Source organism: Enterococcus gallinarum NBRC 100675, assembly GCF_001544275.1.
In the GTDB taxonomy this organism is placed as follows: domain Bacteria; phylum Bacillota; class Bacilli; order Lactobacillales; family Enterococcaceae; genus Enterococcus_D; species Enterococcus_D gallinarum.
This window is the reverse complement of record NZ_BCQE01000008.1, coordinates 132,102-156,716: the sequence shown is the minus strand read 5'-3', so window position 1 is coordinate 156,716 and position 24,615 is coordinate 132,102. Positions and strand designations below refer to the sequence as shown.

Annotated in this window: 23 protein-coding genes; 18 read left to right on the top strand and 5 right to left on the bottom strand. The window is 40.8% G+C overall.

Features of this window, described 5'->3' with window-relative positions; genetic code table 11:
* Positions 1-164 precede the first annotated feature (164 nt).
* The 9 genes from EG2_RS06420 to EG2_RS06380 all read left to right on the top strand — a co-directional run bounded on the left by EG2_RS06420 (position 165) and on the right by EG2_RS06380 (position 11,451).
* Positions 165-1,121 (top strand): FAD:protein FMN transferase, encoded by a 957-nt coding sequence (locus EG2_RS06420; RefSeq protein ID WP_060814021.1) that lies wholly within the window; start codon positions 165-167, stop codon positions 1,119-1,121.
* Between the two features lie 3 nt (positions 1,122-1,124).
* Entirely contained in the window at positions 1,125-1,730 is a 606-nt protein-coding gene (locus EG2_RS06415; RefSeq protein ID WP_021150173.1) for an NADPH-dependent FMN reductase, read from the top strand.
* 21 nt (positions 1,731-1,751) lie between these two features.
* Positions 1,752-3,008 (top strand): NAD(P)H-dependent oxidoreductase, encoded by a 1,257-nt coding sequence (locus EG2_RS06410; protein WP_060814020.1) that lies wholly within the window; start codon positions 1,752-1,754, stop codon positions 3,006-3,008.
* A 448-nt stretch (positions 3,009-3,456) separates the two neighbouring features.
* On the top strand, positions 3,457-4,503 hold the full coding sequence (locus EG2_RS06405; RefSeq protein ID WP_060814019.1) for an FUSC family protein: 1,047 nt from the start codon (positions 3,457-3,459) through the stop codon (positions 4,501-4,503).
* Positions 4,504-4,618: 115 nt separating this feature from the next.
* Positions 4,619-5,218 carry an NUDIX hydrolase N-terminal domain-containing protein gene (locus EG2_RS06400; RefSeq protein ID WP_060814018.1) on the top strand — a complete coding sequence of 200 codons (600 nt, stop codon included), beginning with the start codon at positions 4,619-4,621 and terminating at the stop codon, positions 5,216-5,218.
* Between the two features lie 370 nt (positions 5,219-5,588).
* The gene (locus EG2_RS06395) at positions 5,589-6,899 is read left to right on the top strand and encodes an NCS2 family permease (protein WP_060814017.1); all 1,311 of its coding nucleotides are present in this window, start codon (positions 5,589-5,591) and stop codon (positions 6,897-6,899) included.
* Positions 6,900-7,063: 164 nt separating this feature from the next.
* Positions 7,064-8,062, top strand: coding sequence for a LacI family DNA-binding transcriptional regulator (locus EG2_RS06390; protein WP_060814016.1), 999 nt, complete (start codon positions 7,064-7,066; stop codon positions 8,060-8,062).
* 495 nt (positions 8,063-8,557) lie between these two features.
* Positions 8,558-9,979, top strand: coding sequence for a PTS transporter subunit EIIC (locus EG2_RS06385; protein WP_060814015.1), 1,422 nt, complete (start codon positions 8,558-8,560; stop codon positions 9,977-9,979).
* Between the two features lie 29 nt (positions 9,980-10,008).
* Positions 10,009-11,451: a glycoside hydrolase family 32 protein gene (locus tag EG2_RS06380; RefSeq protein ID WP_060814014.1), complete on the top strand. Its 1,443-nt coding sequence runs from the start codon at positions 10,009-10,011 to the stop codon at positions 11,449-11,451.
* A 52-nt stretch (positions 11,452-11,503) separates the two neighbouring features.
* On the opposite strand, the gene EG2_RS06375 is transcribed toward EG2_RS06380, so the two are convergent.
* The gene (locus EG2_RS06375; protein WP_060814013.1) at positions 11,504-12,163 is read right to left on the bottom strand and encodes a cyclic nucleotide-binding domain-containing protein; all 660 of its coding nucleotides are present in this window, start codon (positions 12,161-12,163) and stop codon (positions 11,504-11,506) included.
* Between the two features lie 87 nt (positions 12,164-12,250).
* Here EG2_RS06375 and EG2_RS06370 point away from each other — a divergent pair, with 87 nt between their 5' ends.
* Together EG2_RS06370 and EG2_RS06365 are read left to right on the top strand one after the other, a co-directional pair.
* Entirely contained in the window at positions 12,251-12,913 is a 663-nt protein-coding gene (locus tag EG2_RS06370; protein WP_060814012.1) for a YczE/YyaS/YitT family protein, read from the top strand.
* A gap of 220 nt (positions 12,914-13,133) precedes the next feature.
* Complete coding sequence (locus tag EG2_RS06365) at positions 13,134-13,748, top strand: CPBP family intramembrane glutamic endopeptidase (protein WP_060814011.1); 615 nt, start codon at positions 13,134-13,136, stop codon at positions 13,746-13,748.
* Between the two features lie 67 nt (positions 13,749-13,815).
* Here EG2_RS06365 and EG2_RS06360 read toward each other — a convergent pair whose 3' ends face one another.
* From EG2_RS06360 to EG2_RS06345, 4 genes are all read right to left on the bottom strand, one after another.
* Positions 13,816-14,355: a serine acetyltransferase gene (locus EG2_RS06360; protein WP_060814010.1), complete on the bottom strand. Its 540-nt coding sequence runs from the start codon at positions 14,353-14,355 to the stop codon at positions 13,816-13,818.
* 147 nt (positions 14,356-14,502) lie between these two features.
* Positions 14,503-14,823: an arsenic metallochaperone ArsD family protein gene (locus EG2_RS06355; RefSeq protein ID WP_060814009.1), complete on the bottom strand. Its 321-nt coding sequence runs from the start codon at positions 14,821-14,823 to the stop codon at positions 14,503-14,505.
* Between the two features lie 194 nt (positions 14,824-15,017).
* Complete coding sequence (locus tag EG2_RS06350; protein ID WP_060814008.1) at positions 15,018-15,995, bottom strand: ABC transporter substrate-binding protein; 978 nt, start codon at positions 15,993-15,995, stop codon at positions 15,018-15,020.
* A 41-nt stretch (positions 15,996-16,036) separates the two neighbouring features.
* On the bottom strand, positions 16,037-16,780 hold the full coding sequence (locus tag EG2_RS06345; protein ID WP_060814007.1) for a polysaccharide deacetylase family protein: 744 nt from the start codon (positions 16,778-16,780) through the stop codon (positions 16,037-16,039).
* Between the two features lie 95 nt (positions 16,781-16,875).
* On the opposite strand from EG2_RS06345, the gene EG2_RS06340 reads away from it, so the two are divergent.
* From EG2_RS06340 to EG2_RS06310, 7 genes are all read left to right on the top strand, one after another.
* Positions 16,876-17,595, top strand: coding sequence for an ATP-binding cassette domain-containing protein (locus EG2_RS06340; protein WP_060814006.1), 720 nt, complete (start codon positions 16,876-16,878; stop codon positions 17,593-17,595).
* Entirely contained in the window at positions 17,592-18,320 is a 729-nt protein-coding gene (locus EG2_RS06335) for an ABC transporter permease (protein WP_060814005.1), read from the top strand. Before EG2_RS06340 ends, EG2_RS06335 begins: the two co-directional genes overlap by 4 nt.
* 197 nt (positions 18,321-18,517) lie before the next feature.
* Entirely contained in the window at positions 18,518-18,751 is a 234-nt protein-coding gene (locus EG2_RS06330) for a DUF1858 domain-containing protein (RefSeq protein ID WP_060814004.1), read from the top strand.
* Entirely contained in the window at positions 18,748-20,058 is a 1,311-nt protein-coding gene (locus EG2_RS06325; protein WP_060814003.1) for a DUF438 domain-containing protein, read from the top strand. The genes EG2_RS06330 and EG2_RS06325 overlap by 4 nt, the downstream gene beginning before the upstream one ends.
* A gap of 202 nt (positions 20,059-20,260) precedes the next feature.
* Positions 20,261-21,085 (top strand): PRD domain-containing protein, encoded by an 825-nt coding sequence (locus tag EG2_RS06320; protein ID WP_034704189.1) that lies wholly within the window; start codon positions 20,261-20,263, stop codon positions 21,083-21,085.
* 103 nt (positions 21,086-21,188) lie between these two features.
* Positions 21,189-23,108 (top strand): beta-glucoside-specific PTS transporter subunit IIABC, encoded by a 1,920-nt coding sequence (locus EG2_RS06315; protein ID WP_060814002.1) that lies wholly within the window; start codon positions 21,189-21,191, stop codon positions 23,106-23,108.
* Between the two features lie 13 nt (positions 23,109-23,121).
* The gene (locus EG2_RS06310) at positions 23,122-24,609 is read left to right on the top strand and encodes a sulfatase-like hydrolase/transferase (RefSeq protein WP_071870190.1); all 1,488 of its coding nucleotides are present in this window, start codon (positions 23,122-23,124) and stop codon (positions 24,607-24,609) included.
* Positions 24,610-24,615 lie beyond the last annotated feature (6 nt).

The window sequence follows — 24,615 nt, the reverse complement described above, 5'->3', positions numbered from 1 at the left end:
CCTCTTTTTTTTATATAATATTAGCGCGGTTTAATATATAAAAAAATATATAATGATATTGACAAAAATGTTTTAAAGGAGTATTCTCTGATTGTGAAAATACTAACAAAAATGATGGTTCGCTAGCGAGTCGTTTGATTTTTGGAATCAAAGAAGGGATACAAATGGGTGAAGGCTTTTTTCGAGAAGAAACAAGGGTCATTCATAGAATGGGTACAACCATCACATTACAAGTTGCCCATAACGATCCAATGTGGTTGCTATCAGAATTAGAACGCCTGCTGCATGAATATGAAACACGATTTAGCGCAAACGATCCCCACTCAGAATTGATGGCGGTGAATCACGCAGCTGGTCAACATCCTGTGGTCGTCGATCCAGAACTTTATGAGCTGATCAAAATCGGCAAATATCATAGTTGCGCAGCAGACAGTCACTTGAATATTGCGATTGGTCCTCTTGTCCAAAGATGGCGGATCGGATTTACGGATGCAAAAGTCCTCACACCCTCAGAAGTAACTGCACTATTGCCATTGACAGACCCGCAACAAATTCGTCTGAATGAGCAAGAGCAAAGTGTCTTCTTGGAAAAACAGGGAATGCTGCTAGACCTCGGTTCATTAGCTAAGGGCTACATTGCTGATAAATTACGAATGTACTGCCATCAGAACCATGCTGTTTATGCTTTGATCAATTTAGGTGGCAATATCGTGACCTATGGAGTGTCTCCTAAACATCAGGATGGTTTTTGGCGTATCGGTATCAGAGACCCCCAAGGAACAAGGCAGCAATCATTGGAGATCATCAAAGTCAAGAATGCCTCGCTTGTGACTTCTGGTATCTATGAACGTTATTTACAGCAAGGAGCATCCGTTTATCATCACATTATTGATCCTAAAACAGGCTTTCCAACCAAAAGTGACTTAGCGAGTCTGACCATTGTTTCTAAGTCATCGTTGGAAGGAGAAATCTGGACAACTCGTTTATTTGGTAAACCGATTGTTCAAGTGGTGGATCAATTGAAAGCTCAGACCGGAATCGAAGGAATCCTTGTCACAAGGGAGAATCGGGTCTGCCACACGTCAGGGATCAAAGAAAATTATTTTGGAAAGGAAGAATAAAAAATGAAATTTATAGGCTTAGTAGGAACCAACTCATCACGATCAACGAATCGCGATCTGTTAAACTTCATGAAAAACTTTTTTGCTAGTGAAGCGGAGATCGAACTTGTCGAAATCGCCGGTCTTCCCTTATTCAATAAGCCGGAAGACCATGAGTTGCCGGAAGCAGTCAGAAGGATTGCAGAAAAAATTGAAGCTGCTGATGGCGTGATCATCAGTACCCCAGAATATGACCACGCCGTTCCAGCTTCGCTGATCAATGCCTTGAATTGGCTTTCTTATGGTATTTTTCCTTTTGTTGATAAGCCCGTTATGATCACAGGGGCGTCGTATGGCACACTAGGGTCTTCCAGAGCACAGGCTCATTTGCGGCAGATTTTAGATTCACCGGAATTAAAAGCACGGATCATGCCAAGTTCAGAATTTCTTTTGGGACATTCATTGCAAGCTTTTGATGAACAAGGACGCCTGAAAGATGAAGAGCAAGTAACAAAATTGCGGGAACTATTCAGTGATTTTCTCTTGTTTGTGACAATTACAAGTCAGTTACAACATGCCCATCAAGCCAATAAACGTGAAGCAGAAAATTTTTCTTGGGAAACCATTTAATTGCGATAGGAGATAGAAAAGATGAAATTAATCGGTATCGTCGGATCAACAGCAGAAGTTTCAACCAATCGAAAATTATTATCATTCATCAAAAAACAATTCACCGAACTTTTTACTTTGGAACTGGTCGAAATCAAAGATTTGCCATTATTCAATCAAGATGATGATCAAACGAACAGTCCAGAGATCCAGCAACTAAATCGAAAAATCATTTTAGCCGATGGCGTAATTATTGCTACACCAGAACACAATCATACAGTACCAGCAGGCCTGAAAAGTGTCTTGGAATGGCTTTCATTTAAGATTCATCCCCTTGAAAATAAGCCAGTAATGGTCGTGGGTGCTTCGTATTATGATCAAGGGACTTCCAGATCACAGTTGCATTTGCGTCAAATCTTGGATGCCCCAGGAGTCAATGCACTTGTGATGCCGGGGAATGAGTTTTTACTAGGAAAGTCAAAAGAAGCTTTTGATGAAGATGGAAATCTGATCGATCAACGAACAATTGATTTTTTAGGCAGCACGTTAGCAAGCTTCGTCAAATTCATTAACGTAGTCTCTGCATTAGCTGGACCTAAACAATTGCCACCAGAAGATTTACATGCGACTGGGAAGATCGCTACAACGGTGGAAGGTGTTGATATGTCTGATGATCAATGGCTTGAGAAAGCTGCAGAAGCAGTAGGAGCCGTTTCTGGAAATACCTATGTTCAGTTGAACCGTGGATTATTGACCGTCGATCAAATCAATTACTTTTTAGATTCAATGCCGATGGAGTTGACCTTTGCGGATAGCAATAATCAATTCTTGTATTATAACTTGCGTCAAGAAGCCCATGAAATGTTGGCAGCTCGTGTTCCCGGTCAGGTGGGCAATCCATTAGCAAACTGTCACCCTGAAAAATCATATAAAAATGTGGAATGGGTGATCCAACAATTGCGCAGCGGTGCTACAGATGCTGTTCGGGTTCATGTGCCAAAACAGGTTCCAGAAAAATACATTGTCCACAATTACCAAGCCATGCATGATGAAAATGGTGAATATGCAGGTATCAACGAGTATATTCTAGATTTCAAACCGATCATTGAATGGTATCTGCAACAAACCGGTCAAAAATTGGTGGGAAACGAAGATGCTGTCTCTAGCGCTTCTGTTCACGAGAACTCAGATGCTGTTACCAGTGCTTCTGTCCATGAAGATAAAGCAGAGCCAGCTACGACAACTGGTGCGCCAGAGGCTGTCGGAGTCGATGCTGTTTCTAGTGCATCTGTAAAATAAAGGAGGACTAAATTTTTCCTATCCTAAAGGAGATAAAGGAATAAAATGATTCGATCAAAACTAACTGAGTGCAACTTCTTGTTTGCTCCAGAATAGTTTTGATCTTTTTTATATCACTTGAACCTTATAATTGACGGCAATGAGAGAGCACCGTCTTTTCTGATAGATTAACTGAGATCAAGTGATTCACGAAACTTTCTTGAAAAGTTTGCATATTTCGATTTTCATTCCTATAATTGATAGAGAGGCCGTTGCCTCTCTGTTAGAAAGTCGCTGCTTGTTTTTTCCATTGTTAAAAATCTTCCATCTTCTATAGCTTGCTTCACCAGTTATGCCGTGTTTTTTCATTGAAGATCTTGCTTTCTTCTGATCATTTACATACTAATTTTTTCCCAAACAACCACTTATAAAAGATGTCGCTCCCAATAGGGGCTAGAGGAGGAATGTCATGAATTTAACTACCAAACTATTACGTCCATTGGGCTCTGGCATAGCAATGGGCGTTCCTTTGATTACTGGGATTCTTTCCAAAGACCCCATGATTTGTTCTGTTGGAGCCATGGGAGCTTTTTCTTATTTGGCTTTTCAGCACCGTTCATTCAGTTACAATATAAAAGCAATCCTGATCCACGGTTTTGCATTGTTGAGTGCCTTTATTTTAGGGGCGATTACTTCATTGATTCCTTGGAGTGCACCGTTTATCATCGGCTGCTTATCCTTCACAGCTTTTTTACTTTCCAAAATCTACCGCTTGCCAAAACCAGATTATTTCTTTGTACTGATGCTCTACGCAACGGGATTCAATTTTCACCATCAAACACAGAATGTGACAGCTGCTTTACTGGCGATTCTTCATCAAAGCTCCTATCTTCTTTATGGAATCGTAGGTTCTCTGGTGGCTGGGTTGCTGATCTCCGCTGCAGAAAGGCTGCCTCTTCATTTACCCAAAGATCGCTTTCAGCAGCTTTCTCTCAAAGACAAGTATTATGTCGCTCTTTACCACCAACCGGAAATGATCCTAAAAGCGATGCATTTTTCGATGATTTTATTTATTGCTACTTATAGTGGGTATCTGTTGAGAGCAAGCAATGGTTATTGGATCTTGATTTCTGCAGCCGCGGTACTCGCTGGCGAACATATGGAAAACATCAAAAAAAGGACAATCGGTCGTGTGCTAGGAGGAATAGTTGGGCTTTTATTAGGTTTTTTACTCATGGCACTGGATTTACCACTAGAAGCAAAAGCTGCTATTTTGATTGTATTGAATGTATTGACAGAATATTTCATGCCTGTCAATTACACGATCGCCAACTTTTTTACCAATCCGCAAGTGCTGCTTTTGATGACAATCGGCAGTAGTTTTGTACCACTCCATCTGATTCCTTGGCGTTTCTCGGGAACATTGATCGGTAGCTTATTGGCTATGGGATTGATTTTTCTCATGGATTTTGCGTTAAAGCAAATCCAGCAAAGCATGATCTATCGCAAAGAATGATTGCTTGTTGACCAATGCCAGCTGACTTTAGAAATTAGTGCTGTCTGGCTTTCTATCTGCCAGGATTTGCTTTATCATAAAGAGAGAATGACAGAGCACAAAGCGAGGGGATCAGATGCAGGAGATTTTTGAGAAGTATCAGCGATTGCTAGCAATCGCTGATGCCGGGATCTATTATGGCAAGGATATTTATGATCAAGAGCGTTATGTCGAAATGAAAGAAATTCTAGTGGAACTGATGAGCCGATCGACGGAAGGAACAACCGATACGCTTAAACTTGTGCTAGATACCAATGAAGGGTATCCAACGCCAAAAGTAGATGTTCGAGCATTGATTCGTCAGGATAACAAAGTCTTATTAGTGGAAGACATTCATACAAAAGAGTGGTCTTTACCTGGTGGCTATGCAGAAGTCGGTTTCTCACCCAAAGAAAACGTTATAAAAGAAGTGTTGGAAGAGACAGGATTAGTTGTTGAAGTTGACAAACTTTGTGCAGTATTTGATACTAATCTGCGCAAAGATATTCCACAATTGTTTCAATATTATAAATTAGTTTTTGCCTGTTCGATCAAAGAGGGCTCTTTTGTGACGAACAGTGAAACCTCTGCCAGTGGCTTTTTTACGTTGGAAGAGTTGCCGCCGTTGTCAATGAAACGAACGACAGCAGAACAGTTAAAGATTTTGATGGAAGAAGAGCAAAATTTTGTAGATTAATCTTTCACAAAAACAGTTTATCCAATAGGTCAGCAAAAGAAATCCTGATAGAATCTTTCTGTCAGGTAGGATTGGTCTTTTCTGCGGAAAAGATGATCGTTCTTTGGCTGCCTATTTTTGTTTTTGATAGTACAGACTTTTTTTGTTTTTACTGTTCAAGTGGTACAATCGAAGCATAACGAGTATGAGGCACTGTGTATGGGAAATTAACGGTTTTTAGCATCTTAAATGACAATGAAAATAGTTCTGAAATTTTTAGAAAAGTTTATTTACTTGGAGGAAAAGTTGGTATATCATTGATTTCGTTGTTTTATTAAGGATTCAGAGGGAAAATAATTGCGCCCTATCTGAATAATGGAGGATTCAAAAAATGAAAAATGTGCTTCACTCTTATTTTGGGCTTGATGAGCTCAACACGACCATCAAGCGGGAACTCTTGGCAGGATTCACGACATTTATTTCAATGGCCTATATTCTTTTTGTCAATCCAACGGTTCTTGGTGCTTCCGGTATGGATGAGGGAGCGGTCTTTACAGCCACAGCATTAGCAAGTGCCCTCGGATGTATTTTGATGGGAGTCTTGGCAAAATACCCGATTGCGACAGCTCCTGCGTTAGGAATCAACGCGTTCTTTTCTTATTCAGTCTGTATCGGGATGGGTGTGCCTTGGCAAACGGCACTAGCCGGTGTTTTTGTCGCTTCGCTGATTTTTATTGCAATCACGATTTTTAAACTTCGTGAAATGATCATTGATGCGATTCCTTCGGACTTGAAATATGCTATTTCTGGTGGGATAGGCTTGTTCATTGCTTTCCTTGGTCTTAGTGAAGGTGGGATCATTGTTTCCGACGATTCAACATTAGTTGCCTTAGGATCATTGAGTGTAGGTACGACATGGTTAACGATCTTTGGCTTGGTCATTACGGCTGTGTTGATGGTTCGTCGAGTACCTGGCGGGATTTTCATTGGGATGGCAGCGACGACCATTCTCGGTTTAGTGACAGGTTTGATCCACGCACCAAGTTCGATCGTTTCGGCAGCACCTAGTATGTCGTCGACTTTTTTAGTCGCATTGAAGCATGTCGGTGACATCAACACATTGCAAATGTGGGTCGTTGTCCTAACATTCTTACTAGTCACTTTCTTTGATACTGCCGGTACGTTAGTTGGTTTAGCCAATCAAGCAGGTTTCATGAAAGACAATAAGATGCCTCGAGTGGGGAAAGCATTAGCGTCAGATTCGACAGCAATGTTGGCAGGATCATTACTAGGAACTTCTCCAGTAGGCGCATATGTTGAATCTTCAGCAGGGATCGCTGTCGGCGGTCGTTCTGGACTAACAGCTGTGACCACAGGTATTTTCTTTTTATTTGGTCTATTCTTCTCTCCGCTTTTATCAGTAGTAACCTCTCAGGTTACAGCACCAGCATTGATTGTTGTCGGAGTACTGATGGCGCAATCACTAAAAGAAATCAAATGGCATGAAATGGAAATCGCGATTCCTTCTTTTCTGATTTTATTAGGCATGCCTTTGACTTATAGTATTTCTGACGGGATCGCGCTAGGTTTCATTTTCTATCCAATCACAATGATTGCGGCCAAACGTGGTAAAGAAGTCTCACCGATCATGTATGTGTTATTCTTTGTTTTTATTGGTTTTATGTGGATCTTGAACGTTTGATCACGAGAAATAAACGGATGCTTGCTGGCTCTTTCATGAGTAGCAAGCATCTTTTTTTGTGGCTTCCTGTCTTTTGATAAAGTGAATGGTATCCGAAAGAGAATCAGTGCTTATTTTTGTTTCAGTTCTTGGTATAATAAAAGAAAAAGCAAAGTAGGGTGACTATGGTAACGGTAACGATTAAAGATATCGCTGAAAAAGCAGGCGTTGCTAAAAGCACCGTTTCCCGCTATTTGAATAATGGATATGTTAGCGAGCAAACACGTAAAAAAATTGATGCAATTATTGAAGAGACCGGCTATCGGCCCAATACGTTTGCCCGCAGTTTAAAAGCACAAGACACAAAACTGTTGGGAGTGATCATTCCTAGGCTGGATTCTCCTTCCACCAACAGTGTGTTGGAAGGGATCGATGAAACAGCTCGAAAGAATGGTTATCAATTGTTAATCACGAATTCCAATCAAAATGAACAACGTGAATTAGAAAATATTGAGATGCTGGTCAAGCAAAAGGTTGCTGGTATCATTATGCTGGCTAGAGAGATTACGAGTGAGCTAGCACAAGTCTTGGAGCAATTGACCGTTCCTGTACTGATGTTGGGTCAACACTTACAAGGAGTCCATTCGATTGTCCATGATGATTATCGTGCGGGAGAGAAACTGGCAGAGTATGCAATTAAACTCGGCCATCGGTCTTTTTTGTTTATCGGAGTGACTGAAAAAGACGAAGCAGTAGGGATCTTGAGAAAAAAAGGCTTTACGGATGTGGTCGCTCAAATGGAAGGGACCAAATTATCTTTCATCGAAACGTCTTTTTCCAGAAGTGAAACCTATCAAAAAGCTTGCTTATTTCTAAAAGAGAATCAAGCGACCTATTTAGCCTGTGCCACAGACAACATTGCTGTTGCCGTATTGAAAGCCGCGCATGAGTTAGGCTTGCGAGTGCCGGAGGATTTCTCCCTTAGCGGCTTCGGTGGATATGATTCGACGGATTATGTCTTTCCGACGATCACGACCACTCACTATCCTTACCACCAGTTAGGTGTCGATGCGGTGGAAACGATCCAGAAGTTGATCCAACAAGTTCAAGTGCCAGAATTGATCAAGTTACCGAATCAACTGGTGATCAAACAATCAACGATTCCCATAAAACAAATACCATAATGATTCGTGAAAGGGACTGTGCCATAAGTCTCCGACAAGTAACACGATCCGAACCTTAACTATTATTGCTCCTACGGTGCAGTGGCTCCTCGTCGCAAAAGTCCGAGGAATCTATCGCAATAGCATATGATTCGGTTTAACTTGTTGGATGAGGACTTATGATACAGTCTCTATTATTGCTCCTACGGTGCAGTGGCTCCTCGTCGCAAAAGTCCGAGGAATCTATCGCAATAGCATATGATTCGGTTTAACTTGTTGGATGAGGACTTATGATACAGTCTCTATTATTGCTCCTACGGTGCAGTGGCTCCTCGTCGCAAAAGTCCGAGGAATCTATCGCAATAGCACATGATTCGGTTTAACTTGTTGGATGAGGACTATGTCACAGTCTTTTTTTTGATAAAACGGGTTGATTTTGCAAACGGTTTCTGTTATTCTTTTTTTTGTAGAACCGGTTCCACAAAATAAAGTGAGTTGAAATGGAGGAAAATTAAAATGAAAGATCAGAAAATCATTGATCAGTTGCTCCAAGCAGTGGGTGGTAAGGAAAACGTTAAAAATTATGAGCATTGTGCCACTCGACTACGCATTATTTTGAAAAATGATGCGTTGCTAGACAAAAAGAAGGCAGAAAATATTTCTGAAAGCAAAGGTTATTTCTTTAATACAGGACAGCATCAGTTTATTTTTGGGACTGGAAAAGTAAATGAAGTTTATGAGGCTTTTGCTCAAACAATGGGTAAAGATGGTGAGCAGCAGACAGCCTTTAAAGAAGATGTTTATTCCAATCTGACGCCTGTTCAGAAAGTTGTTCGTACTCTTTCTGATGTGTTGGTGCCATTGATTCCGGCATTAGTTACAACTGGACTTTTGATGGGGATCCGTGGTCTGCTAGTTGAATTAGGGGTTCCTTTTAGTGCGGACTGGTATGCGCTCTTTGAAATGCTGACAGATACCGCCTTTGCTTTCTTACCTGTATTGATTGCTTATAGTGCCACCAAAAAATTTGGCGGTAATCCGATCATCGGGATCGTTGTTGGTTTGATGATGGTAGCACCTCAGTTACCCAATGCTTGGGCAGTTGCCAGTGGCGATGCACAGCCGCTTCATTTATTCGGTCTTTCTATTTCAGGGTACCAAGGTTCGATTTTCCCCGCAATTATTGTTGGTTGGCTTGTTTCCAAATTAGAAAAAGGATTTAGAAAATTTGTTCCACAAATGATGGATTTAGTCGTCACCCCATTTCTGACTATCGTAGTGACGCTGACATTAGTTTTATTTGCATTAGGTCCTATTTTGCAAGTTGCAGAAAAAGCAGTGATCAACGGCATTGTTTACCTCGTACAAGCGCCTTTTGGTATTGGCTATATCTTATATGCAGCGGTTCAGCAATTGATTGTTATCACCGGTTTGCATCATTCATTGAGCATCATCGAACTTGGTTTATTAAATACTTCAGGAGAGAACGTCTTGCAAGTTCTAGGAACAGCGAGTATGGCAGGACAATTTGGGGCAGCAATCGCAGCTACTTTCCTTTACCGAAACAAAGTCAAACGCTCGAATGCCATTAGTGCAGCTGTACCAACCTTGTTTGGGATCACGGAACCATTATTGTTTGGGATCAATCTTCGGTCCTTGCGTATTTTTGCTTCTGGCATGGTTGGAGGGGCCATCGGTGGCTTGATGACGTATGTTTTCCAATTGGCAGCAACAGGAATGGGCATCACATTTATTCCTGGTTTGTTGTTGTATACAGGAGATTTCGGCGCCATGTTGAAATACATTGCAGTGATCCTCATTGCGTTTAGTGTGGGCTTTGCCTGCGTTCAACTGCAGCGGAGAAAGATTTCCGATGAATTGAATGAAGAAACAACGATTGAGGATGACCTTCAAACGTTAAGCGCAACCGAGAATTAATGGAAAAATTGTAGAGAAGAAAGTGGTGGATGGATTTGTGTGCAAAAGAAGCCTGGCAAGAGCTGGAACAACAATCGGAACTAAAAACAAAGATCACTCAGGATAACTGGCGACTGTACTTTCATTTAATGCCGGAAACTGGGTGGATGAATGATCCCAACGGGCTTTGTCAGTTTAATGGGGTTTATCATTTCTACCATCAATATGTTCCTCAAAATCCTGCAGGAAAAGAAGCACCCCATTGGGGACATAAAACGTCAACCAATTTGGTAGATTTCAAAGAAGAAGCAATTTTTCTTTCGCCAGAACATTCGTATGATCGAAATGGTGTATTTTCTGGCAGTGCGATTGTAAAGGATGATCAGATCCATTTCTTTTATACAGGAAATGTGAAAAATGAAGGGGACCATGATTATACTTTTAGTGGCAGAGAACAAAATACGGTCCATGTGATTAGTGATGGTTATTCGATTGAAAAACAAGAAGTAGTGATCCCGCATGAAGCATATCCTGCAGGGTTTACCGATCATATCCGTGATCCAAAAGTATTTGAAAAAGAGGGCCGTTACTATATGATCTTAGGGGCTCGAACTCGGGAAAGCGAAGGAAAGATTTTGATTTATCAGTCAGAGGATCTTTCTCAATGGACGTATCAAGGGATATTTTTAGGGGATGATTATTCCCTTGGTTATATGTGGGAATGCCCCGATTTCTTTCAACTTGACGGACAAGATATTTTACTTTTTTCACCACAGGGAGTAGATCCGCAAGCTTATGCTTTCAATAATTTATACCAGTCTGGCTACTTATTAGGGGAAGTAGATTGGAAAAATTTGAAATTTAAGCCAACATCGGATTTCGTGGAATTGGATCGAGGGTTTGATTTTTATGCTCCGCAAACGTTCTTGGATCAAAAAGGGCGTAGATTGTTATGGGGCTGGATGGGACTAGGGGACACAAGTCCTGAATACTCGAATCCCACTGTTACCCGAGGATGGCAGCATGCGGCGACATTGCCGCGAGAATTGAGCTTCAATGGGCAACGATTGATCCAACAACCATTGCCAGAATATCAAAAATTACGCGGAAAGTCTGTCTTTTGGAACGTCGAGTTAAAAGATAGCTTTACTGCTCCAGAATTAGCTGGAGAAGTCTACGAACTGCAGGTAGAGCTAACCCAACAGACAAAAAAACTGCAGCTTCTCTTGCGCCAAGACACGATTCTCTCTTATGATGGTCAAATTTTTACTCTTTCTCATGGGCCTTCCGGCTATGGGCGCAAAAAAAGAAGCATTCAACTATCAGAATTACGACAGATCCAACTGTTTATGGACACTTCATCGATTGAAGTGTTCATAAACAATGGGGAGTATACCTTTACTTCCAGACTTTATCCGCAAAAAGGGAAAGACCAAATCGTCTTCTCAGGGACTGGCAGTTTGGCTATTCAACTGTGGCCATTCTCAAATTAGCAAATAGCATGCGCAATCAGCTAAGAAGCGTGATAGAAGGAAAAGAGCGTGTCTAATAGCTTTGCATCGATCGAATCAATTGCTTAAGGTTTGCTTCATTGATGCGATAACCCCCAGATTCACGATAGACACAATCGTTTTCTTTGAATGTTTTTAACGTGTAGGTCAAGTGCCGATAACTGACACCAAGGTATTCTGCTGTTTCTGTGAGTTTTTCTTGATAAATTCCCGCTACAGCTACTTCCAAGAGCAACAGCGCCAAGCGATAATTCAATTGGTAAGTCTGATTGATGGAGAAATGTTCCATCCGTCTAATTAATTTATCGCCAATATATCGACTGATCATTTTGACAAAATCAATGTCTTGCATCAATACTTGCTTGGCATGATCGATAGGAAGCGCCAAGCAAATAGTCGGACCGATCGCTAAAACTTCTTTGGTCGTTTTTTCAGCAGACACTAAGGTCAGATCTCCGATGAAATCACCGGAATGCAAAAATTGTAAGATCGATCGTTTGCCATTGGCTTGAGACTTGATAATCTTTGCTTTTCCTTCAAGGATCACGTACAAGTGAGTCAGTGTCCCGGCTTCTTCTTGAATGAGCTCGTTGTGAGAAAACTCATAAATAGACGATTGCTCTAATGTTCCAGTGGAAAAAGGCAAGTCCAATTGATGAAATTTTTTGGCAACAGGATAAAGGGTTCGTTTCATTTTTTCTCTCTTTCTAGGAGAAATCTCCTAGTTGTTTTTCTTAGCATACCACATAATGGAGGAGGAGCAAATGAAAGGAGATCTCATATGAAACGAACCCTCTTTTGGTCACTGTTTTTCTATGGTATCAGCGCATTAGGGATCAGTTTGACGATCAAAGCAGCTATTGGTGTAAGCAGTTTTAATTCATTGAATGTCTCACTATCCACAATCACAGGTATCAAGGTCGGAACCATTACGACAGCCATCAATCTGCTCTTCTTAGTCACTTGTTGGTTTCTGGATCACAGTCAAAAAAGCCGTTACCGGAAATGGATCAACTATTTGATTATGATGGCAGCATTGCTTTTCTTTGGCAATTTAGTCAATGGTATTTTATATGGCTTACTGCCAAAACTGACATTGCCAAACTATTTGGCACAAGTCACATGTTTTATCGTTGGGACATTGATTTCAGGACTCGCTACGGGACAAGTATTGCGACTCAATCACTTGAAATTTCCCATTGAAAATTTTTGTCAGCTGATGGCTGTTAGAAGTCGCTTTTCCTTCAAACAATATCGGTATAGTGTTGATGTGCTGTGTGTCATGATCTCAATCGGCCTTTCTACAGCTTTTTCATTTCCTTTGGTTGTGAGGGAAGGAACGGCCATTAGCTTATTCTTGTTATCTGGTGCTATCTCTTGGTCGCGAGAACGGTCATTTCTGTTCTTCCTAAAAAAACAATCAGTCAATGACATTGTTCAGTAAAAAAATGGCTGATTAACATTCATTCTTTCGGATGAATGTTTTTTTGATTTCTTTTGATGGTGTATAATTATAGTGTGAGTAAAAAAATGACGAGAATGATCTAAAAGCTACCCAAAGAGAATCAAGAGAAAGAACGGAACGAGAAGAATCCTGATAGAGGTTAATTGTGAAGCGAAGCACCATGCAATTCTAGTGAAACTACTCAAAAAGGGGTGAAGCCTTGAAGAAACTACTTTTTCTTTTGGCTTTTGTTATCTGGAAAGGAATAGCCATACATGGAATTCCTTCTTCCTATGCGAAATTTTTAATGGGCTATCATGAGTTGGGCGCCAAGCTAGTGTTGCTTTGTTTCTTTGTTATCCTTTTTTATAGGGATTTGTTGAATCGTTTAAAAGAACTGAAGGTTCTCTCATTGATAAAAATAAGCTTGCTGACATTTGTAGCGATTCTTTTAACAACGGTTATCTTCAACCTGATTGTCTTTCCAGGTGAACAATCACTGACTTTTTATTATCCATCGTCTCAGAGTACGGTTCCTTTTCTATTGGGGGCATTAGTAGTAGGCCCATTGTTCGAAGAAATGTTCTATCGCTATACGCTTATTTATACTGGTAGGAAAAGATGGCTGAGAATTGTTACGACATTGTGCAGTCTTTTGTTGTTTTCGAGGGCCTATATTGTTAATGCTAATGGTAATATTTTTTTGTTATACCCTTACTTTATTATTGGATTTTGGCTGACAATCGTCTATTTACGCAACAAAAATCCATGGGAGTCTGTGTTTGCTCATATCGCTTATAATTCCTTGGTTGTCTTGCTAGCGATAATCGGATGATCTGCTAGCAAAAAAAAAGCAATCAATGCCGTTATCAAGCGGCATTGATTGCTAGATTAACGCTGGTTTAGCGCTGATTTTGCTGATTAAATGCGGATACGCGTTCTGCGTTGATCCGCATGATCTCTTCTCCAGAGATATTTTGATCATTGATAATAAGATCGAAGTCGGGATTTTTTGGTTTGTACTGATTGACGCTAAAGGCTACACTATTGGCAGGAATGTCTTTGGTAATAATGGCGCCTGCTCCAATCACAGTATTTTCACCGATGATGACTGGGCCAAGAATTTTGGCACCATCTGCAACGATCACATTTTCTGCTAAAATAGGGGTGCCCAGATTTTCCCAGGCATTCTTTTTCCGGTTAAACCGCTGATTTGAACCAATCGTTACATTCTGGAAAATCACAACATTGGCGCAAAGTTTCGCAGCAATGATCGTACAGCCGCGAGCATGGTGAGCAAAGCGGACACTTTTGTCCATCTCACCACAACGAATCTCGCAGCCATAACGATATTCTAATAATTCAGCTGCTTTCTTTCGTTCTTCTTTGTCTTCAGAAAAACAGTTGATTTGGATTAATTCTTCAAAAGTCATTGTTTCCATGATTTCACTCTCATTCATTTTTGATTTTTTATAGCTATAAAGACCGAATCTTTTCATCAGGAGAAGGCTTACCAACGACAGTTTAGCGGATATTTTTCCCCATCATATAAGATCATGATAGACCGCTGTCTTCGTGGCGCTCGGTGATTAATCTAATTCCTGAATCGAAATACCAACGTGTGTCAATTCTTCCCATTCGGGGAGCGTAGGAAGACGCCCTTTACAATAAAGGTTGTTTTCTACAAAAACTAAAGGCAAGCACGCGAGATCTTCTTTCTCTAGAAGTTCCAATACAAGTGGGTGAGTAATGAAAGGCAGAATGCTTTCAGTCAAAACAGAAGAATGAATCACTAAGGATTCACCATGAAGTTGTTTATAGGCGTGGAGCCAAGACTCCGATTGAGATAAATAGTCATAAAGTTGTGTCTCTTCTGGCTTTTGCAGTAAATAAAGATCAATTTTGGGCATGGTATATTTTCTCCCTTTCTTATGTAGTGAAACGAACGGATAAAGTAGTTTTCATCGCTCACAACCCTTTAGTGAATGATACTCGGTGACCGAGCATCCGTCAAATAATGGCTGAATAAAAAAACACTCGAATCTATCACAGCACTGGCTTTGATGGATTCGAGTATTGGTTTTGTGTAATAAGTGATCAGAAATTAGTTCGCTAAGAAACTGAAATCAGTCAATTCCTCATAAGTGTAAGCATGATCAATTTGTCCTTTGTCTTTAGTCCAAGCCACGATTTTGTCTAGTTGGTCCTGTGGGACTTTGGCAGCATAAGGATAGTCTTCTTTTTGGCTATCTAAGTAAGTACTCATAGCATCTGGGAACTGATAGTCGGCTAAGATATCAGCATATTCAGAAGCTTTGTGGCTGTTCATATAATCGATGGCTTGATCGTAAGCTTGATAAAATGCGGCAACATCTTGTGGTCGATCTTTTACCACATCAGTCATAAATTGCAAGGTACCACCTTTGATGCCAGCTTCTTTGGAACTGCCCAAAACAATTGCACCTTGAGCGGCTAACATACTCGCTTGCGGTTCTGTGTAGACAGCACCATCAACTTGATCACTTAATAGTGCCTCAGAACGAGCCGCAAAAGAAGAAATATCAACGATTTGATAAGTAAAATCATTTTCTGCAGCAAATTGGTCCATGATGTATTCTAAAATGAAGTTCGGTACAAGGGTAATCTTTTTATCAGCCAATCCTTTCATTTCAGTGATGCCTGAATTTGGCGAAGCCAAGACTTTAAAGTCTTCTAGAATGTCCGAAGTGATTGTCATGTCAATGCCATTTTGCTTAAATGTCGCTTCTGTCATCACATCACTGATAGTTGCGTCCAATTCTTTTGCTTGGACAGCGACATTGCGATCGTTAGGAGAAGTAAAGGACTTGATCTCTACATTTAAACCTAAATCTTTAAAATAACCTTCTTCTTTGGCCAGAATAATTGGAATCGCAGATTCTGCTGGTAAAATCCCCACATTCAACGTTTGATCGGTCACTTCAGCAGTTGTCGCAGAGGTGTCAGTTGTCTTAGTTTCTGAAGTGGATTCTGAATTATTTCCGCAAGCAGCAACTCCTAAAGCCAATAATGATAAGCAAGTGAATAAAAGGGTTTTTTTCATTTTTCGTTCCTCTTTCTTATTTACTCCCTGAAGGGATGTTCTTAATAGGTCTTTTTGAATAATTCTTCAAAAGATGTCTTGTCCAGTGAGAAGGGAATGATGTCTCTACGTAGTTCCATACGTGGGGTTTCTAGAGTGTTGAACCCTGGAATCGTCGTGAATGACAAGACAAAATCTTTCGCTTCTAGTGTTTTGATCGTCTGTTGATCATAGAAACCAAAGGGATAAGCAAAAACATCTTGTATAGCTACAGTTTGATTACAACGATCTAAATCAGCCGCAAATTTTTCAGCAGGTTCCCACATTGAGCGGCCCATCATTCCTTTTCGTTCATGGAAGTGAGTCGTATGATTGGCGTATTCAAAAACATCACTCATTTCGGTCAATTCCGAGCGACTGAGTGTTTTGGAAACAGCTGGCTGATAAGGGCTCGGTTCAGCAAACAACCAACCGCTGACAACAAAAGCGGTCGCTTTGAAGCCGGCATCTTTCAATAACGGGTAGGCATATTCCTTCATGGACTGGTAGCAATCATCAAACGTCAACAAAACCGCTTTTTCTGGTAAGGCTTTCTTTTGAAGATAGTAGTCTTTGACTTCCTCCAAAGTAAGGGTATGATATTTTTCTGCTTTCAAAAAGTCGATTTGTTGTTTAAAATGAGAACAGCTATTGAATAACGGCAGTGGAAGAGCATCTTGATAGCCATCGGCAACTTCGATTGGTCGTGGTTGCTCACTTAACTCATTGTCTGGCCGTATTTCATGAAACACAAGTGTACGGAACATCAAATGCATCCCTTTCTATTTTTTTTCGCAACAATCAGTATAGCATAGAATGTGAAAGAGGGAACAACTATTTTTTAGAAAGAAGGAGCCAATTTATGGCGATTCATTTAGAATCAGTCGCATTTTCATTTCAAGATCGCTTAATCTTTAACAATCTAGATTTAACCATAGATAAGGGCCATACATACGTCGTCTTGGGGAAATCAGGGGTTGGTAAAAGCACCCTGCTCTCATTGTTGAAAGGGTGGCAGCTGCCGCAATCAGGTCGTATCGATTATGGCGATAGCCATCCTTCTGAGATCGAATTGGTTTTTCAAGACTTGCGACTACTTCCTTGGCAAACCGTTTATCAAGCGGTAGAGATGCCTCTTCTTATTCAAAGAGTTCCAAAGGAGCAAAGAGAAAAAAGGGTAACCGCATGCTTGCAAGAACTCGAATTAGTCTCTGTGAAAGAGCGATTTCCCAGTCAACTAAGTGGCGGTCAGAAGCAACGCATAGCCATGGCGAGAGGGTTGATTACGTCTCCAGCATTTTTATTACTGGATGAGCCGACTTCGTCTTTGGATCAGGAAACCAAAGAACGGACGCAAACGATGATTTTATCTCAGCAGCAACGGCTGCAAAATGGCTTAGTGGTTGTGACCCATGATACCGAAGAAGCGGCTTATCTTGGGGAGACCATTTTATTTGTTCAAGATCAGCAAATACAACAAATCAAAAACCCAGTTTTTCACCAAACCGATCGGCGAGATTCCCTGGATTTTTATGCTTTTTCATTAGCGCTGAAAAAAAAGATGAGAGGAGCTGACAGATGAAAGCCGGACGTTCTTTTTTGTGGGGAGCAATGTCGTTTTTATTATTATGGTGGGGAATCAGCTTGTTAGCGGATAACCGTTCGCTGCCGGACCCTTATCAAACTTTCCAACGATTTTGGCAATTGCGTGCAGAATTAGGGTTACATGCAGGGGCCAGTATGATTCGTGTCCTGATCTCACTATTTTTTGCGTTGCTGATCGGTGTACCTTTAGGGATTTTTCTCGGAAGAACAAAAATAGCAGCAATCATTGATCCTCTCTTATATTTTTTATATCCGATTCCAAAGGTCGCTTTTCTGCCAGTTTTCATGATCTTTTTTGGTTTAGGGAATGTTTCAAAGGTGATCCTGATTTTTTCAGTGATCGTCATCCAAGTAGTGGTGTCGATTCGCGATGGTGTGAGAGGGATCCCTAGCACATACTTTCAAGTGATGCAAAACTACACGCAAAACCCGCTGCATCAAATCCGTTTCTTGATCTTGCCAGCAATCATGCCGGCATTGTTTGCCAGCATGCGGGTCAGTATTGGTATCTCGCTTGCCTCCTTGTTTTTTGCGGAAAACTATAATACGACTTATGGCGTCGGGTACTTGATTTTGAGTGCTTGGTCTAAAATGGATTATGAACAAATGCTTTCAGGCATTGTTGTGATTGCATTGATGGGCTTTTTCTTCTTTGGTGTGGTGGATGGATTAGAAAAATGGGTGTGTCGCTATCGCAGCTGATTATTTTCCATCACTAAATCAAGAGTTTCATCTTGCTATTAAAGAATCATTCGCTCGCAGAGGTCGAGAAGTGGTTCTTTTCTTTTTGTGCCAAGTGAGGGGAGACAAATTTGGAAATGATCGTGTAATTGTGAGCAATTTCGTATATAATAAATGCAGTTGATTGAGAATTATTCTCAGTAGAAGGAAGGATAAGAATGAAAGAAGCAGATTTCTCAAAAAATCTCTTTGATTTAGTGTCGGAATATCCGGAAATCAAAGACATTATGAGCAAACTTGGCTTTACTGCCATCAATAAACCCGGCATGCTCCAAACTGCCGGTCGCTATATGACGATTCCAAAAGGCGCACAAATGAAAAAGATACCGTTGGAAAAAATTATTCAATCTTTTGAAAACCAAGGTTTTCTTGTGAAAGGAGTCGACAAATGAGAACGAAGGAACAACGGCAAGAACGAATCGTCGAAATTTTGAGCTTGCTTCATCAAGGCGGTTCTTTTGAAGAAGCCAAACGCTTATTCAATGAAGAATTTGACGGCGTAGATGTCACTGAGATCACCTCGGCAGAAAAAGCATTGATTCAAAGCGGTTTAGACCCTTCAGAGATCCAACGTCTATGCAATATCCATGCGGCTGTATTTAAGGGATCGATCAACGAGATCCATCATTCAAATGAAGAATATGGACAACCTGGTCATCCAGTCCATACCCTCAAGCTAGAAAACCAAGTCCTGCAATCGTTATTGACGGACGAAATCGACGGCTTGCTCAAGAAAATCAAAGGGGGGGACTGGTCACAAAAAGGACGTCTGCAAGCAGCACTGCAGGATCTGTTACAGATCGACAAACATTATGCAAGAAAAGAAACGCTGATCTTTTCATATATGGAGAAATATGGCATCTCTGCTCCGCCGAAAGTCATGTGGGGAGTCGACGATGATATTCGCGAAATGATCAAAGATTTGAACCAGTATTTGGCAACTGACAAAGCAGCATATAATCCTCTAGCTGAAAAATGGCAGGCAGTAAAATCTGAAATTGAAGAAATGATTTTTAAAGAAGAAGAAATCATGGTTCCTATGACATTGGATGTCTTCAGTTTAGCGGATTGGCAACGGATCGCGGAAGATAGCTTTGACATTGGGTTTGCTTATATTCCTGAACCATTGCCTTGGAAACCAAGCCAAGAGTCACTGGAGAAAGAATTGGAACGGGAGCCAGCTCGTCAATTGGCCATCAAACAAGCCCAAGAAACTACAGCTGGTATTGCCGCGGGACTTGGGTTTGAAGAATTCGCTGAACCGCCAGTGACAACGACTGCTCCCACGAACCAAACCATTGAATTTCCCACCGGTTCCTTGCATCTGGAACAATTGATTGCTATGTTCCAAACATTGCCAGTCGATTTGACGTTTGTGGACAATGAAGATCGGGTACGTTTTTATTCTGAAGGGAAGAGTCGAGTCTTCCCCCGGACAAATTCAGTGATTGGTCGAGAAGTAGTGAATTGCCACCCACCTAAAAGTATGCACATCGTTCAAAAAATCTTAGACGATTTTCGGTCAGACAAAAGAGAAACAGCTGATTTCTGGATTGACATGCGGGGACGAAAAATCTATATTCGCTATTTTGCGTTGAAAAATCCAACTGGGAAATATCTAGGCTGTCTGGAAGTCACGCAAGATATCACAGAGATCCAAAAGATCGAAGGGCAAAGTCGCTTATTGGATGAGGAGTAGGAATGGGGTATTTACTCAACAAAACACATTCAAGCAGAAAAAAATGATAAAAACGCTTGCACGAAAATCAAATAAATAGTATAGTATAAACAATCAAATGGGTAGTTACTGATAATGCAGGCTATACCTTCGTACGTGTGTATGGATCCTACACATGTATTGAGGTATAGCCTTTTTTCATTTTAAGGAGGTGAGAAACGTCTTGAAGATCAAAAAGATTCTAAATAATAATGCGGTTTTGGTCGGAAAAGATGGCAAAGATTTTATTTGGATCGGCACTGGGCTGGGCTTTAAAATGAAACCGGGACAAGCAGCAGACGAGACGAAAATAGAGAAAGTATTTGTATTGCATAAGCAATCCTCGGATCGTCTGATTCAGCTGTTGGAAAATATCCCGATTCAGTATGCTTCTTTAGCAGATGATATCATTTCGTATGGGAAAGAAAGATTGGCCTATCGGCTCAGTGATTCCATCTATATTTCTTTGACGGATCATTTATTCAATCTTATCAAATTAAAAAAAGAAGGAATCAGTATCAATAACCGTTTGTCTTGGGAAATCAGGAAATTTTACCCAAATGAATTTTCGATTGGCGAATATGCCATCGATTTGATTGAACAAAAAACAGCTTTTGAATTGGATGAAGCAGAAGTCAGTAATATTGCAATGCACTTTATCAATGCACAGATCAATGATAACTCTGAGCAAATGGAAGATATCCAGGCTTTGACGAAAAAAATCAAAGACATTCTGTCACTGATTCGTATTCATAATCGAATCGCGATCGATGAAGATAGTTTAGCTTTTGAACGTTTTGTCACACATTTACGCTTCTTTTTTAAACGATTAGAAAATAGCAGCACCCATGAAGACATAGGAAACCCGCTGCTTGTTCATGTTGTAGACAAATACCCAAAAGCTTATGAAACGACACGTTTGATTGAAGACTATTTAAATACGACGCTCTATGATGATGAACAGCTTTATCTGACGCTACATGTGCAAAAATTAATTGAAAATAAATAATCAAGGTGTTACTGGTGATGCAGGCAAGACTTGACGAAACTACTGCGCGTAGTTTTGTTTGGTCTTGTCTTTTTATTACCGGTCAGAGAGAGGAAGGGCAACGATGCAATACCAAGAATTGAACGAACAGATCTTAAAAAATATTGGTGGTAAAGAGAATATCAATGGATTGACCCATTGCATGACGCGATTGCGATTTAAATTAAAAGATGAAAGTAAAGCCCAAACACAAGTGATCAAAAATCTATCCGGTGTGGTAACTGTTGTTCAAAGTGGGGGGCAATATCAAGTGGTGATCGGTAACCATGTTGCAGAAGTCTATAACGAGTTTACCGAGTTAGCTGGATTGGGACAAGGAGAAGCAGCAGCAGACGAACCAAAAGGTATCCTGAATCGTTTTATTGACATTGTTTCAGGAATTTTCACACCGGTGATCAATGTCTTGATGGCAGCCGGGATGATCAAAGGATTTTTAGCATTGTTGACAACATTTAATGTATTAGACAAAGCGTCAGGTACTTATCTGATTTTAAATGCTACCGGAGATGGTTTGTTCTACTTCTTCCCATTATTCTTGGGTTATACCGCGTCAAAAAAATTTGGTGGAAAACCGTTTATCGGCATGGCGATTGGAGCAGCATTGGTTTATCCAAGCATCGTTGCGGCCAATGGTGGTAGTGAGGCCCTATTTACAGTTTTTGCAGGGACGCCGATTGAATCACCTGTTTACCTTACGTTTTTGGGAATTCCGGTTATTCTGATGAATTATACTTCAAGTGTGATTCCGATCATTGCTGCTGCATACTTGGCTGCCAAACTTGAAGCACTTTTTTCTAAACTGATCCCGCGAGCTGTCCGTAGCTTTTTTGTCTCTTTCTTAACTTTAGTGATCACAGTTCCTTTAGTTTTCTTGATTGTAGGACCAATCACTACATGGGCAGGATTGCTGATCGGGCAAGGATTATCTGCCGCATATCAATTTAGTCCAATCATCGCAGGCATTGTGATCGGCGGTTTTTGGCAAGTCTTCATCATGTTCGGTCTGCACTGGGGCTTTGTTCCAATTGCGTTGAACAATTATGCCACATTAGGCTATGATGTAGTTATGATGGCAGGATTGGCAACTCCTGTTGCAATGGCTGGGGTAACTTTAGCGATTTTTCTAAAAACAAAAAACAGAAAATTAAAAGAAATCGCATTTCCTGCTTTTCTTTCAGCACTTTTTGGCATCACAGAACCGGCACTCTATGGCGTAACTTTACCGAGGAAAAAAGCTTTTTATACTACCTCATTTGCGGTGGCCGTGGCTGGTGGGATCATGGGGATTTTTAACACCAAAGTTTATATCAATGGTGGAACGGGCGTTTTTGCTTTACCTCGTTTTATCCATCCCGAGAATGGGATCGACAATAGTTTTATCGGGTTTGCTTTAGCTAGTCTAGTAGCTTTTGTATTAGGTTTTGCGATTACTTTCTTCTATGCTTATAATTCCAAAACAGAAGACGTAGAGGAGCAGCTGGAAACAGAAGCGCCAGCTCCATTGATCAATAATGAAGTGGGGCAAACGGTGCTTTATGATTTAAGCGCTCCGTTAAAAGGCGAGATCCTTCCGTTATCAGCAGTGGAAGACGAAGCTTTTGCAAGTGGATTGTTAGGGAAAGGCTTAGCGATTCTCCCGACTGAAGGAAAAGTATTTGCACCTGCTGATGGTGTCGTTTCAACTCTTTTTCCAACAAATCATGCAATCGGTATCACCACAAATGAGGGCATTGAGGTTTTGATCCATATCGGCATGGATACGGTGAATTTAAAAGGAAAATACTTCCAGCCGAAAGTTGCCCAAGGGGACACTATTACTAGAGGACAATTGCTTTTGACTTTCGATCAAGATGCACTCGTCCAAGCCGGCTATTCTATTGTTACCCCGGTCATCGTATCAAATACCAATAATTTTTTAGATATCGTTGAAACAGATAAATCAGATGTTAATAACATGGATACCGTAATCACGGTTGTCGGATAGGAGTGAATGATTCTTGAAAAAAAATATCGTTTTGTTTGTAGCAGATCAGATGAGAAGTGATTCAATGGCACATATGGGCAATCCTGCTTCCATCACGCCTCATTTGGATCAGTTGGCAGAAGAAGGTGTCTCATTTGAGAATGCCTATTGTCAGAATCCAGTTTGTGTTCCCTCGAGAAATAGTTTTTTGACAGGGTTTTATCCCCATGTCAATGGGCATCGGACCATGCATTACCTGCAACGTGAAGATGAGCCCAATATTTTGAAAGAAATGAAGAACCAAGGCTATGAAGTTATTTGGATCGGCAGAAACGATGTCGTTCCAGGTGATCGTCCCAAGACCGATTATTGTGACGAATATTATGATGGTGTTGTGGATACCAATACACGAGATGCGAAAAACAGTGAAGTCAATCATTCTGCAGATATGAATGAAGCCAGCCAAAAACTTTATGATGAGATGCTTTCTGGTGATAATTATTATTCATTTTATATGGGAAAATTGCCTGATGGAGAGGGCTATGGCAAAACCGACTGGAATTGTGTTCAAAAAGCGCTGGAATTCATTGAACGACGAGGAAAAGAGAAATCAGATAAGCCATTTTTTGTCTATTGTACGATTTCTTTTCCACATCCGCCATATGCTTGTGAAGATCCTTGGTATTCAAGCATCGACCGTAAGAAACTTCCGAAACGTCGACCAAATATTCAGGAAATCCCTAATAAGGCGTCAATGCTATACGGAATCAATGAAAAACAGAATCTTAATGATTGGACAGAAGAACGCTTTGATGAATTGCGGGCAACTTACTTAGCGATGGTCTCTCGCTTTGATCACCAGTTAGGACTGATCCAAGAGAAGCTGCAGGAAACTGGGTTTTATGATGATACGCATTTGATTGTCTTTAGCGACCATGGGGATTACACGGGAGATTATACGATCACCGAAAAAGTCCAGAACTGTTTTGAAGACCCAATTTCGAATGTGCCCTTATTAATCAAACCAGCTAAATCCATTCAAAGTGTTCCACGGATCACTAAAGCACAAGCCGAGCTAGTTGATCTGCCTGCAACCATTGCAGAATTGGCAGAAATCGAACTCTCCTATACTCAGTTTGGCCGCTCATTGGTACATGTGTTGACAGGAGATGAAGAGCATAAGGACGCGGTTTTCTGTGAAGGTGGAAGAATCCATGGTGAAACCCAAGCAATGGAACTCGGTCACGGACCTCAATCTCCTTACTGGCCGCGTTTGGCAACACAATACAGCGAAGGTCCCGAACATACCAAAGCAGTTATGTGCAAAATGGGCAAATACAAATACGTCATGCGTTTGTATGAAACGGATGAACTGTACGATCTAGAACAAGATCCGATGGAAATCAATAATTTAGCATTGACTGAAGACTATCAGGATCTTCTACAAACTATGAAAAATCGTGTCACCCAATTTTATATGGAGACAACGGATTATGTGCCAATGAAACGGGACAAACGTTGATCCATT

Bases quoted from the DNA above. Each gene is read 5' to 3' on its own strand.
- EG2_RS06390 (WP_060814016.1), top strand. From the start codon at position 7,064: ATGGTAACGGTAACGATTAAAGATATCGCTGAAAAAGCAGGCGTTGCT.
- EG2_RS06355 (WP_060814009.1), bottom strand. From the start codon at position 14,823: ATGCCCAAAATTGATCTTTATTTACTGCAAAAGCCAGAAGAGACACAA.
- EG2_RS06375 (WP_060814013.1), bottom strand. From the start codon at position 12,163: ATGAAACGAACCCTTTATCCTGTTGCCAAAAAATTTCATCAATTGGAC.
- EG2_RS06380 (WP_060814014.1), top strand. From the start codon at position 10,009: ATGGATTTGTGTGCAAAAGAAGCCTGGCAAGAGCTGGAACAACAATCG.
- EG2_RS06410 (WP_060814020.1), top strand. From the start codon at position 1,752: ATGAAATTAATCGGTATCGTCGGATCAACAGCAGAAGTTTCAACCAAT.
- EG2_RS06420 (WP_060814021.1), top strand. From the start codon at position 165: ATGGGTGAAGGCTTTTTTCGAGAAGAAACAAGGGTCATTCATAGAATG.
- EG2_RS06330 (WP_060814004.1), top strand. From the start codon at position 18,518: ATGAAAGAAGCAGATTTCTCAAAAAATCTCTTTGATTTAGTGTCGGAA.
- EG2_RS06405 (WP_060814019.1), top strand. From the start codon at position 3,457: ATGAATTTAACTACCAAACTATTACGTCCATTGGGCTCTGGCATAGCA.
- EG2_RS06335 (WP_060814005.1), top strand. From the start codon at position 17,592: ATGAAAGCCGGACGTTCTTTTTTGTGGGGAGCAATGTCGTTTTTATTA.
- EG2_RS06385 (WP_060814015.1), top strand. From the start codon at position 8,558: ATGAAAGATCAGAAAATCATTGATCAGTTGCTCCAAGCAGTGGGTGGT.
- EG2_RS06415 (WP_021150173.1), top strand. From the start codon at position 1,125: ATGAAATTTATAGGCTTAGTAGGAACCAACTCATCACGATCAACGAAT.
- EG2_RS06340 (WP_060814006.1), top strand. From the start codon at position 16,876: ATGGCGATTCATTTAGAATCAGTCGCATTTTCATTTCAAGATCGCTTA.
- EG2_RS06360 (WP_060814010.1), bottom strand. From the start codon at position 14,355: ATGGAAACAATGACTTTTGAAGAATTAATCCAAATCAACTGTTTTTCT.
- EG2_RS06345 (WP_060814007.1), bottom strand. From the start codon at position 16,780: ATGTTCCGTACACTTGTGTTTCATGAAATACGGCCAGACAATGAGTTA.
- EG2_RS06325 (WP_060814003.1), top strand. From the start codon at position 18,748: ATGAGAACGAAGGAACAACGGCAAGAACGAATCGTCGAAATTTTGAGC.
- EG2_RS06400 (WP_060814018.1), top strand. From the start codon at position 4,619: ATGCAGGAGATTTTTGAGAAGTATCAGCGATTGCTAGCAATCGCTGAT.
- EG2_RS06370 (WP_060814012.1), top strand. From the start codon at position 12,251: ATGAAACGAACCCTCTTTTGGTCACTGTTTTTCTATGGTATCAGCGCA.
- EG2_RS06395 (WP_060814017.1), top strand. From the start codon at position 5,589: ATGAAAAATGTGCTTCACTCTTATTTTGGGCTTGATGAGCTCAACACG.
- EG2_RS06315 (WP_060814002.1), top strand. From the start codon at position 21,189: ATGCAATACCAAGAATTGAACGAACAGATCTTAAAAAATATTGGTGGT.
- EG2_RS06350 (WP_060814008.1), bottom strand. From the start codon at position 15,995: ATGAAAAAAACCCTTTTATTCACTTGCTTATCATTATTGGCTTTAGGA.